Raw genomic sequence first — 17,975 nt, 5'->3', positions numbered from 1 at the left:
GGCTGCGAGGAGTGTGACGCCGCGGCGCTGAACAGGCCATTCGAGCACTCGCATCTATTGAGCCTCAGGCGAAAGCGTCGCAGATGCGGTGTTTCGACGGGCGTACCTGTCGCGCTGAGGTGATCGCAAAATATGTTAATCAAATGGTAATTGCAATGATACACAATGAAAACTATATTCGCGCTTCCGCCGTGAAGCCCGATGAGCTCGCGACGCCCCCACCGTCCATGCGAGCGAACATTCTTCAAGAACTCATCCAGTTGGTTCGGACCCAACGAACAAACCGACAGCTGGGAGGCGTGCTCGCGTCGTCGCCTGGGCGTTTGCCGGAGTCGCGTTGCTCATTTCATTTATTTGCGGAGCGGCAACCACCGGAGCGCTGGCCACTCGTGCGCGCCGCCGGCGGTTACAGGGCGAGTTCGCGCACCCCCTTGTGCTCGAGGCGGTCTTGCTGTTGCTGTTTGGTTTGTTGGGCGCCAATCTCGAGCTGCTTGGCGAATGGTTCGTTCCGTCCACCGTTTTGCTCCTTTGTTTCATCATGGGGCTGCAGAACGCGATCGTCAGCAAGATCTCGAAGACCGAGATCAGGACGACACACATGACTGGCGTTATCACGGACCTGGGCGTTGAGCTGGGTCGATGGATCCACGGTGACGATCCTCGAGGAGTCGATGGCCAACGCATGGTGAAGGCCGACTCCGAGAAGGTGGCTCTCTATACGACGATCCTCGGGTTGTTTGTGGGCGGAGGCGTTGTCGGCGTCATCGCCTTCACGGTTGTGGGCTTTGCGGCGGCGGTGCTCTTTGCCGCCGTGCTGGTGACGTTGGCTGCACCGCCGATGCTGCAAGACTTGAGGTCGATGGGTGACAGATCTACGGGGGATGTTTCGTGAAAGCCGCTGCGGGAACGAACCGCACCGTCAGCCGACACATCAAGCTGCTGCGTTACCAGCCTCCATCGGGAGGTGCAAGCCGCACCTTCGGTGCGGTTTGGCAACTGGGCAACGAAGTCCGGTGGACGTCACCGATCACACGAAGACTCAATGACGTGTTGGACCCGAAGCTCTTCGTTGACCGGTTTCCAGAAGCCACATACGAATTTGATCACTTCGCTGCCGCTATCACCTGGCTGCAGTCAGTTTGCAGCGCTGCGCGCGAGCTACTGGACGTTGCACAGGCCTGCCAGACAGAACCGGGCCTGGGGTTGAGCTGCGTTCGGTACGAAGGACCGGATCGTGGCGGGGATCTCGCCAGCCTGCTGGAAGGAGAGAACCAAGCGCAGTTGCTGGATGTCGAGATGCTTCGGACCGTTGTGAACCTGACCTTGGAGCACCTCGTCAAGGAGCATGCCGTTCTCAAGGGCCTTCCATTAGAGCTGATATCTGAGGAGGGTTCGAGCGAGTGCGCGCGACTTCTCCTCCCTGACGACCGGCTCGTACGCATCTACTTTGATCGCGATACGCGTCCGAGTCGCGTGGTCCCCCAGTTGCTTGTGGAGAGTGATCGGCTTTTTCGCCTGCGCTCGGACTCGGAAGTCTCGTTCTTTGTATTCGCTCAGTTGAAGGGCGCGCTACCTCTCCGGCTGACAACCAGCGTGCTCGCGACGGGGATGCGGCTGCCACACATCGCCAACGGGTTGGTTCGGCTGGTGTGGGCTACGCCACTGTCGTCATGAAGTTGCCCCACCGACCTCGACGACCAGCGCGTTCAGCTGGCGGGGAGCGTATCTCGGCTCCGTATGAAGCGCCAGAACAGGAACCTTATGACCAACCCCACTGATCCGTTTCGCCTTGCCGCGCTTGAATATCACGGGCATCCGGTCCCGGGCAAGATCGCGATCGCGGCGACCAAGCAAATGCTCAACCAGCGCGACCTGGCGCTGGCCTACTCGCCCGGCGTGGCGGCACCTTGCGAGGAAATCGTCAAGGACCCGGTCAACGCCTTCAAGTACACCGCGCGCGGCAACCTCGTCGCGGTCATCACCAACGGCACCGCCGTGCTGGGCCTCGGCGACATCGGGCCGCTGGCCGCCAAGCCGGTGATGGAAGGCAAGGGCGTCCTGTTCAAGAAGTTCGCCGGCGTCGACGTGTTCGACATCGAGATCGACGAGAAGGACCCGGCCAGGCTGGTGGAGGTCATCGCCGCGCTGGAGCCGACCTTCGGCGCCATCAACCTCGAAGACATCAAGGCACCGGACTGCTTCTACGTCGAGCGCGAGCTGCGCAAGCGCATGAAGATCCCGGTCTTCCACGACGACCAGCACGGCACGGCGATCACGGTGGCGGCCGCCATGCTCAACGGCCTGAAGGTGGTGGGCAAGGACATCTCGCAGGTCAAGCTCGTCACCTCGGGCGCCGGCGCCGCGGCGCTGGCCTGCCTGAACCTGCTGCTGAAGGTCGGCCTGAAGCGCGAGAACGTGTTCGTGACCGATCTCGCCGGCGTGGTCTACGAAGGCCGCACCGAGCTGATGGACGACGACAAGCGCCAGTACATGCAAAAGACCTCGGCGCGCTCGCTGGCCGAGGTGATCGAAGGCGCCGACGTGTTCCTCGGCCTCTCGGCCGGCGGCGTGCTCAAGCCCGCGATGGTGGCGAAGATGGCGGCCAAGCCGGTGATCTTCGCGCTGGCCAATCCCAACCCCGAGATCTCGCCCGAGGACGCGCATGCCGTGCGCAGCGACGTGGTCATGGCCACCGGGCGCACCGACTACCCGAACCAGGTCAACAACGTCCTGTGCTTCCCCTACATCTTCCGCGGCGCGCTCGACTGCGGCGCGACCACCATCACCGACGAGATGGAAGTCGCAGCGGTGCATGCCATCGCCGAACTCGCGCAGGCCGAGCAGAGCGAGCGCGTGGCTGCCGCCTATGTCGGCGAAAAGCTCAGCTTCGGTCCCGAGTACCTGATTCCGAAGCCCTTCGACCCGCGGCTCATGATAAAGGTCGCGCCCGCGGTCGCCAAGGCCGCTGCGGAGAGCGGCGTCGCGCTGCGGCCGATCGCGGACCTGGATGCCTACCGCGACAAGCTGCAGAGCTTCGTCTACGCCTCGGGCCCCGCGATGAAGCCGATCTTCGACGCCGCCAAGCGCGCGCCGAAGAAGCGCGTCGCCTACTGCGAGGGCGAGGAAGAGCGCGTGCTGCGGGCGGCACAGATCGTGGTGGACGAAGGCATCGCCCGTCCCACGCTGATCGGCCGGCCGGCGATCATCGCCCAGCGCATCGAGAAGTTCGGCCTGCGCCTCAAGGAAGAGCTGGACTACGACATCGTCAACGTCGAGCACGACCATCGCTACCGCGACTTCTGGCAGACCTACCACCGCATGACCGAGCGCAAGGGCACGACGGTGCAGACCGCCAAGATCGAGATGCGCCGCCGCCTGACGCTGATCGGCGCCATGCTGCTGCACAAGGGCGACGTGGACGGCATGATCTGCGGCACCTGGGGCACCACCGCCTTGCACCTGCACTACATCGACCAGGTGATCGGCAGGCGCGCCGGCGTCTCCACCTACGCCTGCATGAACGGCCTGCTGCTACCTGACCGCCAGGTGTTCCTGGTCGACACGCACGTCAACTACGACCCGACGCCCGAGGAGCTCGCCGAGATCACCACCATGGCGGCCGAGGAGATGATGCGCTTCGGCCTCAAGCCGAAGGCGGCGCTGCTGTCGCATTCCAACTTCGGCAGCAGCAACCAGCCGAGCGCTATCAAGATGCGTCAGACGCTCGACGCCCTTCTGATCCAGGCGCCTTGGCTGCAAGTCGACGGCGAGATGCAGGGCGATGTGGCGCTCGACGGCAAGCAGCGCGCCGCCGTCATGCCGCACAGTGCGCTGGCCGGCGACGCCAACCTGCTGGTATTCCCGAACATCGACGCCGCCAACATTTCCTACGGCCTGATGAAGACTGCCATGGGGGGTGGAATCACCATCGGTCCCATCTTGCTCGGCGCAGCACGGCCTATCCATGTCTTGACACCGTCGGCAACGGTGCGCGGCATCTTCAACATGACTGCCCTGACTGTCGCCGAGATCCCAAGCGACAAGTAGTCCTTCCAAGCGCGCGCCCGCTCCGCCCACCCTTCTTTTTCATCTCATTGAATCATTGATGTCAGACCGCCTCGAGTACAACCGGCACCCGCGACCTCTTGTTGACAAATCGCTGAACTCAAAGACCATGCATTTCTCGATCTGCGACGTTCAAAGCCGGATGCAGATCGACCGGCCCAACAACCTCATGCTGGCTTACACGCGCCTCATGATGGGCTTCCTGCTGTTTGCGCCCAACCCCCGCCACATCGCCATGGTGGGTCTGGGTGGCGGGTCACTGGCGAAGTTCTGCTACTGGTATCTGCCAGATTCGCGCATTCAGGTGATCGAAATCAATCCCTATGTCATCGCGCTTCGCGATGAGTTTGAGGTGCCCAGAGACGATCACCGGTTTCATGTCCGCAAGGAGGACGCTGCTGACTATGTTCGTACTGCCCAGTATCGCTACGATGTGATCGTGGCCGACGGCTTCGATGCCAACGGGGTGCCTGCGAGTCTTTGCTCGCGCTCTTTCTACGACAACTGCTTTGACATGCTGGAGCCCAACGGGGTTTTGGTGGCAAACCTCCACTCCCATCATGAGCACTTCCCGGTCTACCTTGAGCGGATTAAAGAAAGCTTTGCTGGACGTGTCGTCACCGTGAATGACTTTGATCATGGCAACACCATTGCCTTCGCATTCAAGGAAACGCCCACGCCGCCGCTGCTTGCAAACCTGCAACGCTGCGCATCGACGCTGGCGCCTGAAGCATGGGCGCAACTGGCGCCCAGCTTTTCCATGATCAAGCGGTTCGGCAGATGGCATAGCCAGGGGATGCCTTAAGGACACGGGAGGCCCGCAACGGACGATATTTCGCATCTCCCACCTGGAAAGGCGGACGGAGGCCGGACTGGGGCATTGCGATGCTGAGCATCGCGCTCGGGTGCGCACGGTTCGCGGCCGTCATGCGTCGAATGCAAGAGTCGCGACGCGAGGTGCGCCGTTACCCCGATCCTGACACCGGCACTTGCCGCCGCTTACACGCAAACTTTTGCCCGAACATTTTTCAATCACCCGGAGTCATTCCATGAACAGCAGCAATCGTCGGAGCTTCATGCTTCAAGTCGTCGCCACAGGTTCAGCACTCGCGGCAACTGGCGTCTACGCCCAATCTACGGGGCCCAAGCTGGAAGAAAGCGATCCCCAGGCAACGGCGCTCGGCTACAAGCAAGACACTACCAAGGTGGACCCCAAGAAATACCCCAAGCACGTGGTCTCGCAAACCTGCGCGAACTGCCAGTTATTCCAGGGCAAGCCGAAAGAAGCGACAGGTGGCTGCCCCTTGTTTCCGGGCAAGCTGGTGGCAGCCAACGGTTGGTGCAGTGCATGGGTCAAGAAGGCGAGTTGACTGCCGTGCGCCCTGATGCTGCGCTTCGGGAAACGCGCATGCAACATCAGCCAGCATTGCGCCTCTCTGACACGTACCCTGGAACTTTATGAACCATACAGAAGATCTGCAAATTGTCCTGGCGCGCACCACTCGTGGCCAGCGTGAGGTGTTGTTCCGCGCGTCTGCGCTGGGCTTGGACGAACGCTCGCTGCTGTTGCGAGTCAACGGCCATACTGCTTTGCAGCACCTTCATCAACTCTCTCCGCTGAAAGATCCGGTCGCCGCGTCGCGGGCGCTCCTGAACCTGGGCCTGATCGAAATCTTGAAGCGGCCAAAGCTCGAGGCGGCCAACGATCGAATCGCCTTTGCGTATACGGAGCCTCTTTGAGCGCCTGCGCTCACTGCTCAGACAAATCATCGGAGATCAACGAAAACGAAATCTGACCAATCAACAGTCTCACGGCATAATGGTCTGATGGCATGAGGGCCAGGAGCCATGTGGAAACTTGCCGGGCCTATCGTCATCGCCGGCTACACCCTCTCGCCGGCAGAAGCAGGGCTGCGCGGCTTCACGCAGGAGTTTTCCAGGCTTTCCAATGGAGTAGCCCCACTGGAGCTACTCGCGTACTGGGCCATCGAGATCTACCCTTCAAAAGCCGACCGTGACCCCACTGAGGTTGCACACGAGGAGTTTGAGAACGCGGCACGGTGGTTCGGCAACTCGCGGCCGAGCGCCAGTCCGTAGTCGGTCTGATGCCCGTGCGTGCAACGCACCCCGAGGGCCTGCCGGCGCCAAGCGAGAGCGCGCTCCCGCAGATCAGCGTCGGAGAGTTCACCGGGCTCAGTCATTGGGTGATTTTGCCGTGGCACGCGGTCTCAATCGCGTGAACGGTCGCGCGCATCGGTCGCTTTCTGAGCCGCGCGCTGCGCACCGGCAACGCCCCACCCTCTCGCCCTGCTTGGCCGCTGCGTTGCGACTCTATTGGCCTGTTTGCGACTTCAATGGCCGTGAAAAAAAGCGGTCCTGGAGCAAGGTAAAGGTGATCGATCCGCACGGCGGCGGCGCCGCGAATGTCATCGGCGCGTCACCGAGTGAACCCCAAGATGCGCCCCGGCGATCCCGCCGGCCCGTTGAAGGAGAACACCCGATGACCCGCTCGCTGCTTCGACGCCTGCACAGCTCCGCCACGCGGCTGGGCGCAGGACTGATCACCCTCGGCCTGGTCGCCTGCGTCCCGCTGCCGGCCCACGCCGACCAGGGGGAGGCGAACGCAGCATATGCGATCGGACTCTGGGGCGACCTTCCCTACTCCCCCGTCCAGGAAGCCGTCGGGTTGCCCAACCTGCTGGCCGACATGAACGCGCAGAAGCTGACGTTCACCGTGCACAACGGCGACCTCAAGCAGGGCTCGGGAAGCCTGTGCGACGACGCCCTCTTCCACCGGGCGGTGGGCTGGTTCAATACGCTGCAGGGCGCGGCCATGTTCACGCCAGGCGACAACGACTGGACCGATTGCGACCGGACGGCCAACGGCGGCTTCAACTCCCGCGAACGGCTCGACCGCGAACGCCAGGTGTTCTTCTCCACGCCGCTCTCAATGGGCCGCGATCCGATCGTGCAGGAAGTCCAGACCGAAGCCCTGTGCCTCGGCCAGGCCGGGGCCGTGCCCTGCGTCGAGAATCGACGCTGGAAAGTGGGCAGGGTCACCTACGTCACGCTGAACATTCCAGGCTCCTGCAACAACCTGTGCGACACGGCCCCGGACCCTGCGGAGTTCCAGGCGCGCAATGCAGCGAACATCCGGTGGCTGCGCGAGTCCTTCGCGGCGGCGGCGCAAACGGGCTCGGTGGCGCTCATGATCATTGCCCAGGCCAACCCCGGCTGGGACAAGAGCGACCCCACGCGCGCGCCGGTGCGGGACCCGCTGACGCTGGAGCAGACCGACGGTGCGCCCGACGGCTACAAGGAATACCTTCTGGCCCTGCGCGAACAGGTGATCGCGTTCCGGCGCCCGGTGGCGTACGTGCACGGCGATTCGCACTACTTCCGCATCGACAAGCCGTTCCTCGACGTCCGCGGCCGCCGGCTCGAGAACTTCACCCGCGTCGAGACTTTCGGCGACAACGCGGCCAACGGCAACAACGACGTCCAGTGGCTGAAGGTCGTCGTGGACCCGAAGAGCCGCGATGTCTTCTCGTACCAGCCGATGATCGTGCCCGGCAACCGCGAGGCCGTGCCGGCGCCCTGAGCCGCGGGGCGCGGAACGGCTGCGCCATCGCCTGCAGGGCAGTCGTAGCGCGCCGCCACGGTTGACGCGCAAAGGAGCGAGGTGAAACGAATCGTCTCTTGATTTGCCAAGCGCCGAGGACATGACCTAAGCTTCGTCCCCCGAGGAGAACGCAATGTCTATGCCTTCTACGTCCCGGCACCTTCACGACTTGGTCACGCTCGTCGGCGATCTCCGGGCTCGCTACGGTTCGGACGATGACCTGGTCACGCAAATCGACTCTGAAGTCGCGACCTGTGAGGCTTGCGAGTTGGAACGGCAGGCTTGGCTCGCTACGCATGGCACGCCCGCTTCGCGTTTCGAGCGCCGATCACAAGAAAATCTTCCAGCCTGAGCGCGCCGGTTCCCGGCTTTGCGGAGCCGCCGAGCGGCTCAGCGGGGCCCGCCGACAAGGAAGCGCGAAATCCAACTGCGGTTGCAAGAGGCGTTGGGTCTTGCAATCGTTGCTTCACCGTCGCACTTCACAATTCATCCTGACAGTCGGCAGGCGCTGGTAGAGGTTGCTTCGGCGCTCGCCCGGACCGGGTGGGGGTCGAAAGAAAAAACGGGCCGCGAAGACTCGTTTTCCTTGTATGTTTGTGAACGCACTCGATGTTGACCTTCTTGCCAACCGCGAGCTTGTCGTTGATCGGGAAATCCAGGGGCGTCGCCGGCCAATTCACCCTCCGAACCAGAACCTGAACCACAGGGCGAGTGCTGCGAGAACGATGCACAGAATCACGTTGTCGCTTCTGACTTGGATCCAGCCGATCGTGCGCCTGAGCCAATGATCCCCTTGGGCGCAACTGGCATCCCAGACGTTTGCAGGGACCAGGTGGATTGCCACCCAGGACAAGCCGGCCAGCATCGCCAAATCGTCCAGATAGCTCGGTAGCGGCAGGAACTCTGGGATCAGGTCGACCGGTAGCGTGGCATAGAGGACGACGAAGATCGCGATGGTCTTGGCCGATCGCGGTGTCCCTCGATGAAATCCTGCCGGCCACAGCGCAATGAGATTGCGTGCCGAGCGGAAGGCCCATGTTCTGATGCGCTCGATGTTCATCGCCGCCGCATTTTGCGCGTTACCGCAGCCACTGCCAAAGGGCCACTGCGAAGCCGATCCAGATCGCGACGATGAGCACGGCGCCCCATACGCTGCGCGGTTTGCCGTTGTCCCGGCTCATCCACGCCGCCGCTTGTGCGCGGCAATCCTCGACAACGTCCGGGGGCAGCATGCGGATCGCCACCCAGATCAACGCGGGCAGCAACAGCGCATCGTCCACATAGCCGAGGATGGGGATGAAGTCCGGGATCAGGTCGATGGGAATCAAGGCGTAGGCGACGACGAACGCACCAAGGGCCTTTGCGGCCCAGGGCGTGCGTTGATGTCTGCAAGCGAACCAGAGCATCACGGCGTCACGCTTGAGGCGTGTGGCCCAGGCACCTAGCTAGAACCTGAAACAGGCTCGGGTTGTCTTTCTCGCGCGCCTGAACGCGTCCGTCCTCACGGTTCATGCATCACCTTCGTCGAAATCACAGATTCGATTCTAATCTGCTACAGTTGTGATGTAACCACCGCTACATTAGCAATGAATCCGAACAAGTACTCGTCCTGGCTTCTCCTGACCTACAAGGTGCCCGCCGAGCCGAGCAAATTGCGGGTCGGCATCTGGAGGCGCATCCGCGGCATGGGCGCCGTCTACCTGCAGAACAGCATCTGTGTACTGCCCACCAGCAGCGAGCACCAGCGTCAGCTGCGCACGGTGCAAAGCGATATCGAGCAAGCGGGCGGCGAAGCGGTGATCTTCGAAACGCACGCGCTCGACGCCAAGCAGGAGGAGCGTGTCGTGGCCTATTTCAAGCGCGACCGCGAGCAGGACTACGAGGAGTTTCTCGAAAAGTGTGACGACTACAAGAAGGAGATCGAGAAGGAGGTCAAGGCTGGCCACTACAGCTTCGCCGAGATCAAGGAGAACGACGAAGACCTGAAGAAGCTCAAGAACTGGCTCGAGCGAATCAAGGTCGTCGATTTCTATGGCGCGCCGGCGCGCGCGACGGCCGAACAGCAGCTGGTCGAGTGCGAGGCCTTGCTGGAGAGCTATGCCAATGAGGTTTTCGAGCGGGAGCAGAACACGAAAACCGCACCGACGAGACGGCCCGCAACGGCAAAGAAAGCGACCGCAAAGCGGCCTGCCAAACGAGATGCCAAGCCCTGAGTGGGTCCAACCCCCATCACGCCTGACATGCTCTTTGACAGCAATGCTGCGCCGGAACCCATGACCACAAGAAGCAGCAGCACCCTGCATCAAATTCCGGCCGGCATTTGGGTGCTCGGCTTTGTCAGCATGCTGATGGACATCTCGTCGGAAATGATCCACAGCCTGCTGCCGATGTTCATGGTCTCGACCTTGGGCGCCAGCGCTTCGGCGGTCGGTCTGATCGAAGGGCTGGCCGAGTCCACGGCGCTGATCGTCAAGGTCTTCTCGGGGGCGCTTAGCGACTATCTCGGCAAGCGAAAAGGGCTGGCCGTGTTTGGCTACGCCTTGGGGGCACTGTCCAAACCGCTGTTCGCGCTGGCCCCTACGATCGGCATTGTGCTGACGGCCCGGCTGCTGGATCGGGTCGGCAAGGGGGTACGCGGTGCACCCCGTGATGCCTTGGTCGCCGACATTGCGCCGCCGCACTTGCGCGGCGCCGCCTTCGGGCTGCGCCAGTCGATCGACACCGTGGGGGCCTTCCTCGGTCCGCTGCTGGCGGTGGGCTTGATGCTGCTCTGGGCCAATGATTTCCGGGCCGTCTTCGGGGTGGCAGTGGTCCCGGGCTTGATGGCTGTCGCACTGCTCTTGTTCGGCCTTCGGGAGCCGAAACATCATCAGGTTGAGAAGCGGACCAATCCAATCCGCCGAGAAAACCTGAAGCGGCTTGGCCCGCCGTATTGGTGGGTGGTGGGAATCGGTGCCGTGTTCACGCTGGCGCGGTTCAGCGAGGCATTCCTGGTGCTGCGAGCACAGCAAGGCGGCATTGCGGTCGCTCTGGTGCCCCTCGTGATGGTAGCGATGAACCTGATCTACGCGCTGTCGGCCTATCCTTTTGGCAAGCTCTCCGACCGCATGAGCCACACCAAACTGCTGGCGCTCGGCCTGGCCGTGTTGATCGCGGCCGACGTCGTGCTCGCCACCAGCGATCATTGGTGGGTCGTGTTGGCAGGCGTCGCCCTGTGGGGTGTGCACATGGGCATCACGCAAGGCTTGCTAGCCACCATGGTGGCGGATACCACGCCCGCAGATCTGCGCGGCACCGCCTACGGGTTCTTCAACTTGGTGAGCGGAGCGGCGATGCTGGTCGCCAGCGTGGTTGCCGGGCTGTTGTGGGATCGGCTCGGGGCGTCTGCCACCTTCTATGCCGGGGCGGCCTTCTGCCTGATTGCACTCTGCGGACTGTTGTGGCGTCCATGCCAGCGTCCTTTGGGCGCTTGAGTCAATGCGCCGAGCCGGCCCGCGAAGTGTCTGGTAGCCGGCTCACACCACAAAAACCCCCTGTGCGAGGCCCTACCTGGAGCACGCGCACTACCGCACTACTGCTGATCGGCGGGTACAGCTGAATGAACAAGACCCGCAAGAGTCGCCCAGATGTGGCCATAGCAGCGCCTTCTTTCCGGCGCAATGGGTGCATCCGAGCGTGCTGACGGTTGACACGCTCTATGCGAAGCTCCTCTCATTGCGCGGCGAAACCTCGCGCCCAGCGTGCCTTTTACATTGCGCGCCAAGCGATCAACAATCGTTCCATGAAGCGCCTATCAGGTAATTCTTGGACCGGTCGCCCAATGGCAAGCAGTGCATTTCGACGCATTGAGGGCAGAGCTGCTTCAGTGCTCCTGGCCATCGGCGCTGCGGCGTTGATCGGCTGGCTGGTGGTGGAACTGTACGTCGCAGTGGTGACGCTCGACTGAGCCGCAGGCCTCGATGCACCCGCTTGCTGGTCAACCAGATCAGACAAACGTGTGACCAGCTTGTTCCTATTCGCCGTCAATGCTCGTGCCGATGGTGCGCATCCGGCACATGCGGATGCGCATGGCTCATCGGTTCGTGCACGTGTCGATGGCTGTGCGGGCCCGCCGGCATCACCTCGTGCGCGTGGTTATGGTGCCCGTCGTCATGCCGGTGCGCATGCTCGTGTTCCAACGCCTCGTGCGCGTGCGCATGCCCATGCGATTCCGCCAAGTGCAGCGCCACCCCCAGCACCATTAGCAGACCGCCCACCGCCATGATCCAACTACCGCTGCGGTCCCCCAACGCCATCGCGAGCGCGGCGCCTATGAATGGCGCGAACGCAAACACAGAACCCGTGCGCGCCGCGCCGAAGGCCCGCTGGGCCAGCAGATAAAAACGCAGGCTCAGTCCGTAGCCGGTCGCGCCTACTACCAGCAGCCCGATCGCCGCGCCGAGCGTGGGCAGCGGATCACCGAACAGCATCGCCAGCGCTGTCGTGGCGGCAGCCCCGAGGACCGCCTTGCCAAGCACCACCTGTGCCGGGTCGCGCTCGGCCAGCGCACGCGAGAGCGTGTTGTCTGCGCCCCAGGCCACGGTGGCCAGCAGCACCGCCAGCACTCCCCAGAGCTGATTTCCGCCCTGGCGGCCCTGGTCCAGCACCAGCGCGATGCCGCCGGCGAGCAGGAGCAGCATGGCGGCCCAGACGCGTCGATCCATGGTCTCGCCGTACAAGCCGCGCGCCAGCAAGGCGGTGAACAAGGCTTCGAGGGTGAGCATCAGCGAAGCACCGGTACCGCTGGTGTGTTGCAGGCCCCATGCCAACGCGACGGGCCCCAGCACGGCGCCGAAGGCCGCCATCGACAGCAGGCGTGGAAGGTCGCCACGCTTGAGCCGAGCTTCCTTTTCAACATGCTGTCGCGAAAACGCTCCCACGACAGCAGCACCCGCATAGAGCAAAGCCGCTGTCGTGAATGCCCCGAGACCTGCCCCGAATCGCTGAACCAGCGGGGTGCTGATGCCGAACAGCGCCGCCGCCACCAGAGCCAGGAGGCCTCCGCGCAATGCGGGTAGATGAGCATGGGGTTGCTTCATGCGCCGACCACCTTCGAAAGATTATTTCCCTCAGCCACCGATCATTGCCAGCGGAGCATGACAGTGCTGAATGTTGACTTGAACCCGATCACCAACTTCGATCGTTTCAGCGCCGGACAACGGTGCGACTCGATACGCACAGCGGCTGGGCGTCTCGGAGTAGCGAACCAGCACGTAGCGATCTCGCGCCGCGGCGTCGGGCGCCACCATCTTGCGGCAATCCTTGGCGATCCGCACGTGGATGGCGGCCCCTTGATCGATCTGCACGACCCTGCCCGGCCGCCAGCCTTCCAGGAAGCGGGCACGCTCGTCCAGCAGACCGGCGCAGCCTTGCAACAGGCCGTTGAGCACGACGAGTGCCAACGCCACGCCGCCTTCTGGAGGGCGCCGCCGCGTGCTGCTGATCACTTCAGCGTGAATCGCAGGGTGATGGTCTTCTTGTCCGCCGTCTTCAGCGCGGCCACCACCTTGGACCCCTTGCCCAGCTTGACACCCTTCGCTTCGAGCTTGTTGCCGCCCGCCGGCTTCAGAGCGGCTTCCGATTTTTCTGCGCCGTTGAGCACCGTGAGTTTGCCGCTCGTACCGGCCGTATCGAACTCGTCTTCGTGGTCGAGGACGTAGATCGTGGCGCCGTCGCCGGCTGCGACCAGTTCGAAAGACAGGTCGCTCGCGCTTTGCACGATGCCGCCGTACTGCGGCTTCGCAGCACCGTGCGCAAACGCGTTGTTCACGCTCAGCGTCGATGCCGTCAGCACCACAGCGGCGGCGAGAAGGCGCAAGGGAGAGTTTTTCAGGATCATCGGATCGTCCTTTGGTCAGGGGATGGCGCGCTTTGACAAGGCGGCGCCGCAAAGCCTTGGGGAATGGAAACAAGAATCGTGCAGCTCACCTCAGTACGACTCCTGCGGGACCGGCCGGAGGCCAGGTCCGGGCACCTCCACTTCGAGCAAACGCTCGGCGGCGCGGCGGCCAAGCAGCCAGAACAGGACCGGCGTGAGCAGCGTGTCGAGAACGGTCGAGCTGACCAGGCCGCCGAAGATCACCACGGCGACCGGGTGCAGGATTTCCTTGCCCGGCGCATCGGCGGCCAGCAGCAGCGGCGTCAGCGCGAAGGCGGCCACCAGCGCGGTCATCAGCACCGGCGTCAGACGCTCAAGCGAGCCGCGCACGATCATCGGAATGCCGAAGCTCTCGCCTTCGAAGCGGCACAGGTTGATGTAGTGGCTGACCTTCAAGATGCCGTTGCGCGTCGCGATGCCCGCCAGCGTGATGAAACCCACCATCGAGGCCACCGACAGGCTCACACCGGCGAGCCACATGGCCACCACGCTGCCAATGAGGGCGAGTGGAATGTTGGCCATGATGATTCCGGCCAGCACCGCGGACTTGTAGCGCGCATAGAGCACCAGGAAGATCATCGCCAGCGAGACCAGCGACAGACCCACGATCAGCTTCATCGCCTGCTCCTGGGCCTGGAACTGCCCCTCCAGGCTCACGAAGGTGCCCGGCGGCAATGGCGTCTTGGCGATCACATTGCGGATATCTTGGATCACCCGTCCCATGTCCGAGCCGTCGGTGTTGGCGTAGACCACGATGCGCCGGCGCCCGTTCTCGCGTCCGATCTGGTTCGGGCCATCGGTTTCCTCCACCGTGGCGATCGCCGAGACCGGCAAGCGGCCGGCCGGGGTGTCGATCAACGTGGCGGCAAGGTCCTGCGGGCTGCGCCGACCGTCCGGCAGGCGCAGCACCAGGTCATAGCGACGCTGGCCGTCCACGATCTGGGCGCCGTGTGCCCCGTCCGTCAAGGCCTGCAGCACCCGCACAGCTTCGCCCGGCGACAAGCCCGTCTGCGCCAGCTTGCGCTGATCGAGGCGCACCGTGATCTGGGGAATCAGCACCTGCTTCTCCACCGTCAGGTCGACCAGGCCGGGTACGCCTGACAGCCCTTGGCGCATCTGCTCGCCGAGGCCGCGCAACGTATCGGTGTCGTCGCCGAAGATCTTCAGCGCAATTTGCGCGCGTACACCCGACAGCAGGTGGTCCAGGCGGTGCGAGATGGGCTGGCCGATTGCCACCTGTGCCGGCAGCACCGACAACCGCGCCCGGATATCCGCCATCACGGTCTCGCGGTCGCGCGCGGATCGCTTCAGGTCCACGTCGATCTCGGCGGCGTGCACGCCTTCGGCATGCTCGTCGAGCTCGGCGCGCCCGGTTCGACGCCCGACCTGGGTGACTTCGGGCACCTCGGCGATCAGCGTTTCCGCGAGCGATCCCATGCGGTTGGCCTCGGCCAGCGCAGTGCCGGGATTGAAGACCATCCCAAGCACCAACGACCCTTCGTTGAAGGCCGGCAAGAAGGCGCGCGGGAAGAACGGCACGCTGGTCGCCGCAGCGGCTACCGCCACGGCGGCGATGGCGATCAGCAGCTTGGCGCGCTCGAAAGACCAGCCCAATACCTTCTCGTCCCAGCGCTTGAGGCGGATGACCAGCGGGCTGTCGCCGTGATCCAGGCGCTTCATTGTTGGCAGCAGGTAGAGGCACAGCACTGGAGTCACCGTCATCGACACCAGCATGGAAGCCAGGATGGAGACAATGTAGGCGATGCCCAGCGGCGAGAACAGCCGTCCCTCGATGCCCGGCAGCGCGAACAAGGGCACGAACACCAGCACGACGATGGCGGTCGCATAGACGATGCCGGAACGAACCTCCACGCTGGCCCTTCGCACGACCTCCATCGTGGACAGGGGATTGCCGGCCGCACGGTTCTGCTTGAGTCGGCGCAGGATGTTTTCCACATCCACCACGGCGTCGTCGACCAGCTCGCCGATTGCGATCGCCAGGCCACCCAGCGTCATCACGTTGATGGACTGGCCCAGCAGCTTGAACACCAGCGCGGTGACCGCCAGCGACAACGGGATCGCCACCAGGGAAATCAGAGTTGTGCGCGCCGAGAGCAGGAAGGCAAACAGCACGATCGCAACCATGATGGCCCCATCTCGCAATGCCTCGCTGACGTTGCTGATCGATGCCTGGATGAAGTCGGCCTGGCGGAACAGCACCTTGGGTGCCGCCAGGCCCGGCGGCAAGCCTTGCTGGAGCTCGCCCAGGGCGGTCTCGATGGCGCCCGTCAGCTTCACGGTGTCCGCGGCGGGCTGCTTTTGCACGCTGACGATCACCGCCGGCAGGCCGTTGTAGCCGGCGTCGCCCCGTTTCATGCTGGCTGCGAAACGCACATTGGCCACCTGGTCCAGCAGGACGGGACGGCCCTCCTTCCAGGCAACCGCAATTCCGCGCAGATCCTCTACCCGGTTGGTGCGGCCGAGATGGCGGATGAGGAACTCGCGGCTGTTGAGGTCGATGAAGCCGCCGCCCGCGTTGCTCGCGAAGCCGCGCAGCGCCTGCTCGACCTGGGTCAGCGAGACACCGTACTGGGCCATGCGGGCCGTGTCGGGTTCGACGCGCAGTTGCCGCACGTCACCGCCAATCGGAATGACCTGGGAAACGCCGGCGATGGACAGCAAGCGCGGGCGCAGGACGAAGTCGGCGTACTCACGCGCGCGCATCGGGTCCGCGGCCGTCTTGCCGTTTCCTTCCGCCAGGGGCAGCGCGATCAGCATCACCTCGCCCATGATCGAGGACACCGGCCCCATGGCGGGCGTGATGCCACCTGGCAGTTGCTCGCGCACCAGCGCCAAGCGCTCGGCCACGAGCTGGCGGTTGCGATAGATGTCGGTGTCCCAGTCGAACTCGGCATAGAGGATGGACAGGCCGACCCCGGAGGTCGAACGCACGCGCGTCACGCCCGGCATGCCATTGAGCGCCGTCTCCAAGGGAAAGGTGACAAGCTGCTCGACCTCTTCGGGCGCCATGCCGCCGGCTTCCGTGAGCACGGTGACCAGCGGCTTGTTGAGGTCCGGAAAGACGTCGACCGGCGTGCGCCACGCGGTGATGGCGCCATAGACCAGCAGCAGCGCCGCGACGGCCAGCACGAAGAGACGCCCGCGCAGGCTGTGGTGAACGATCCAGTTGAACATGCAGAGGCTCCGTTCAGCGGATCTGCGCGATCAGCGGAGCACCTTGCACCACCACGCGATTGTCGGCACCCAGTCCCTGGGTGATGATCACGGTCGATGCGTCCAGCGGACGGTACTGCACCGGCTGCGGGATGTAGCGCTCGGCGCCGGATTTGATCCAGACGATGGGCTCGTTGGCGCTGTTGCGCACCACCGCCTGCGCCGGCAGCACGAAGCCCTTGATGCGTTCCGTGAGCGTCGCCACGACGGTGACCGGCTGGCCGATGGCCAAGGGCATGGCTGCGCCAGGCTTGTCCGGCTGCGCCCGGAACGTGAGTGGAAGCACGCCGTCGCGCAGGCTGCGTGCGGCACCCAGCAGCTTCAGCTTCACGCCAGGAGTGGCTTGCAGGTAAGCGTCTCCGAGACGAGCAGGCAAGCCAGGATCGGCGGTCGTGGCCTCGACCAGCACCCGGCTCGGGTCGACTACCTCGAACAGCACGTCGCGCGCTTCCACGATCTGGCCGGAGACTGCATCGGCCCTCGCGATCACACCGGCCACGGGCGCCACGAGCGCTTCGCGCGCGCCGAGGCTCGCACCGATGCTCTTCTCACGCGCCGAAAGACTTTGCAGTTCCGCGCGCGCGGCTTCGATGTCTTTGCGAGGCACCGTGCCTTCCAGCGACTGCAGGCGCTGCACCCGCTGCGCCGCCAGTTCCCGGCTGCTTCGCAGCTCGGCCAGCTGCGATTGCTGGTTCGCCAGCGCATAGGGCTCGGCATGGTGCTTCACATAGGCCAACAGCTCGCCTTGGCGTACCGATTGGCCGGCCACCGGCAAGCCGCGCGGGCCCGGCTCGATACGCCCGCCGTGCACAGCTTGCACGCGGCCGCCGGCGTTGGGATCCATCACGATCCGCCCCGGCAGCTCCAAGGTGGCGGCCGCCTCGCCCTCGGTGGCCACAAGGGTCCTGATGGCCATGCGGCGCTGGGCCAGCATTGGCACCTGAACGCTGCCGTCCGGCAGGCGAGCAAGGCCCGATGTATTGTTGCTGCTCGGTGCGTCAAGGTGCTCTCCGTTAGGTCCGTGCGCGCCGGCCGCTGCAAGCGTTGCACTGGGTGCGACGAGGCTTAGCAGCACCGCGAGCGCGGCGATCACCGCCATGCGATACGGCGCCGGTTTGCAGGATGCAAGTTGAAGTC

Annotated in this window: 18 protein-coding genes; 11 read left to right on the top strand and 7 right to left on the bottom strand. The window is 64.0% G+C overall.

Translation table 11 applies throughout. The annotated features are described in order from the left end of the window. The first annotated feature begins 337 nt into the window (after positions 1 to 337). The 8 genes from ACSQ9A_RS36720 to ACSQ9A_RS36685 all read left to right on the top strand — a co-directional run bounded on the left by ACSQ9A_RS36720 (position 338) and on the right by ACSQ9A_RS36685 (position 7,666). Entirely contained in the window at positions 338 to 892 is a 555-nt protein-coding gene (locus ACSQ9A_RS36720; protein WP_436307626.1) for a YoaK family protein, read from the top strand. Further along, entirely contained in the window at positions 889 to 1,674 is a 786-nt protein-coding gene (locus tag ACSQ9A_RS36715; RefSeq protein WP_436307625.1) for a hypothetical protein, read from the top strand. Before ACSQ9A_RS36720 ends, ACSQ9A_RS36715 begins: the two co-directional genes overlap by 4 nt. A gap of 87 nt (positions 1,675 to 1,761) precedes the next feature. Then, entirely contained in the window at positions 1,762 to 4,047 is a 2,286-nt protein-coding gene (locus ACSQ9A_RS36710; protein ID WP_436307624.1) for an NADP-dependent malic enzyme, read from the top strand. A gap of 127 nt (positions 4,048 to 4,174) precedes the next feature. Then, the gene (locus ACSQ9A_RS36705; protein WP_436307623.1) at positions 4,175 to 4,870 is read left to right on the top strand and encodes a fused MFS/spermidine synthase; all 696 of its coding nucleotides are present in this window, start codon (positions 4,175 to 4,177) and stop codon (positions 4,868 to 4,870) included. A 244-nt stretch (positions 4,871 to 5,114) separates the two neighbouring features. Beyond that, positions 5,115 to 5,435 (top strand): high-potential iron-sulfur protein, encoded by a 321-nt coding sequence (locus tag ACSQ9A_RS36700; RefSeq protein WP_436307622.1) that lies wholly within the window; start codon positions 5,115 to 5,117, stop codon positions 5,433 to 5,435. Between the two features lie 88 nt (positions 5,436 to 5,523). Beyond that, positions 5,524 to 5,805, top strand: a complete 282-nt coding sequence (locus tag ACSQ9A_RS36695) for a hypothetical protein (RefSeq protein WP_436307621.1) — start codon at positions 5,524 to 5,526, stop codon at positions 5,803 to 5,805. Positions 5,806 to 5,913: 108 nt separating this feature from the next. Then, positions 5,914 to 6,162 carry a hypothetical protein gene (locus ACSQ9A_RS36690; RefSeq protein ID WP_436307620.1) on the top strand — a complete coding sequence of 83 codons (249 nt, stop codon included), beginning with the start codon at positions 5,914 to 5,916 and terminating at the stop codon, positions 6,160 to 6,162. A gap of 403 nt (positions 6,163 to 6,565) precedes the next feature. Next, positions 6,566 to 7,666, top strand: a complete 1,101-nt coding sequence (locus ACSQ9A_RS36685) for a hypothetical protein (protein ID WP_436307619.1) — start codon at positions 6,566 to 6,568, stop codon at positions 7,664 to 7,666. A gap of 697 nt (positions 7,667 to 8,363) precedes the next feature. Here ACSQ9A_RS36685 and ACSQ9A_RS36680 read toward each other — a convergent pair. Both ACSQ9A_RS36680 and ACSQ9A_RS36675 read right to left on the bottom strand, forming a co-directional pair. Further along, positions 8,364 to 8,747 carry a YkvA family protein gene (locus ACSQ9A_RS36680; RefSeq protein ID WP_436307618.1) on the bottom strand — a complete coding sequence of 128 codons (384 nt, stop codon included), beginning with the start codon at positions 8,745 to 8,747 and terminating at the stop codon, positions 8,364 to 8,366. Positions 8,748 to 8,766: 19 nt separating this feature from the next. Further along, complete coding sequence (locus ACSQ9A_RS36675; protein ID WP_436307777.1) at positions 8,767 to 9,093, bottom strand: YkvA family protein; 327 nt, start codon at positions 9,091 to 9,093, stop codon at positions 8,767 to 8,769. A 180-nt stretch (positions 9,094 to 9,273) separates the two neighbouring features. Between ACSQ9A_RS36675 and ACSQ9A_RS36670 the strand changes: the two genes are divergently transcribed. From ACSQ9A_RS36670 to ACSQ9A_RS36660, 3 genes are all read left to right on the top strand, one after another. Continuing rightward, positions 9,274 to 9,900 carry a Chromate resistance protein ChrB gene (locus ACSQ9A_RS36670; RefSeq protein WP_436307617.1) on the top strand — a complete coding sequence of 209 codons (627 nt, stop codon included), beginning with the start codon at positions 9,274 to 9,276 and terminating at the stop codon, positions 9,898 to 9,900. 60 nt (positions 9,901 to 9,960) lie between these two features. Beyond that, on the top strand, positions 9,961 to 11,160 hold the full coding sequence (locus ACSQ9A_RS36665; protein WP_436307776.1) for an MFS transporter: 1,200 nt from the start codon (positions 9,961 to 9,963) through the stop codon (positions 11,158 to 11,160). A gap of 308 nt (positions 11,161 to 11,468) precedes the next feature. Next, positions 11,469 to 11,633 (top strand): hypothetical protein, encoded by a 165-nt coding sequence (locus tag ACSQ9A_RS36660; RefSeq protein WP_436307616.1) that lies wholly within the window; start codon positions 11,469 to 11,471, stop codon positions 11,631 to 11,633. Between the two features lie 76 nt (positions 11,634 to 11,709). Here ACSQ9A_RS36660 and ACSQ9A_RS36655 read toward each other — a convergent pair whose 3' ends face one another. The 5 genes from ACSQ9A_RS36655 to ACSQ9A_RS36635 form a co-directional block, all read right to left on the bottom strand. Further along, positions 11,710 to 12,765: an EamA family transporter gene (locus ACSQ9A_RS36655; protein ID WP_436307615.1), complete on the bottom strand. Its 1,056-nt coding sequence runs from the start codon at positions 12,763 to 12,765 to the stop codon at positions 11,710 to 11,712. A gap of 30 nt (positions 12,766 to 12,795) precedes the next feature. Next, entirely contained in the window at positions 12,796 to 13,173 is a 378-nt protein-coding gene (locus ACSQ9A_RS36650) for a hypothetical protein (protein ID WP_436307614.1), read from the bottom strand. Next, positions 13,170 to 13,565 carry a hypothetical protein gene (locus tag ACSQ9A_RS36645; RefSeq protein WP_436307613.1) on the bottom strand — a complete coding sequence of 132 codons (396 nt, stop codon included), beginning with the start codon at positions 13,563 to 13,565 and terminating at the stop codon, positions 13,170 to 13,172. Before ACSQ9A_RS36645 ends, ACSQ9A_RS36650 begins: the two co-directional genes overlap by 4 nt. Positions 13,566 to 13,655: 90 nt before the next feature. Then, entirely contained in the window at positions 13,656 to 16,799 is a 3,144-nt protein-coding gene (locus ACSQ9A_RS36640) for an efflux RND transporter permease subunit (protein ID WP_436307612.1), read from the bottom strand. 13 nt (positions 16,800 to 16,812) lie between these two features. Further along, the gene (locus tag ACSQ9A_RS36635; RefSeq protein WP_436307775.1) at positions 16,813 to 17,937 is read right to left on the bottom strand and encodes an efflux RND transporter periplasmic adaptor subunit; all 1,125 of its coding nucleotides are present in this window, start codon (positions 17,935 to 17,937) and stop codon (positions 16,813 to 16,815) included. Positions 17,938 to 17,975: the final 38 nt, after the last annotated feature.

The sequence above is a fragment of the Variovorax sp. LjRoot290 genome, assembly GCF_964253985.1.
Classification (GTDB): Bacteria; Pseudomonadota; Gammaproteobacteria; order Burkholderiales; family Burkholderiaceae_C; genus Variovorax.
Note: the sequence above shows the minus strand (reverse complement) of the source record. Positions and strands in the feature narration are given on the sequence as shown.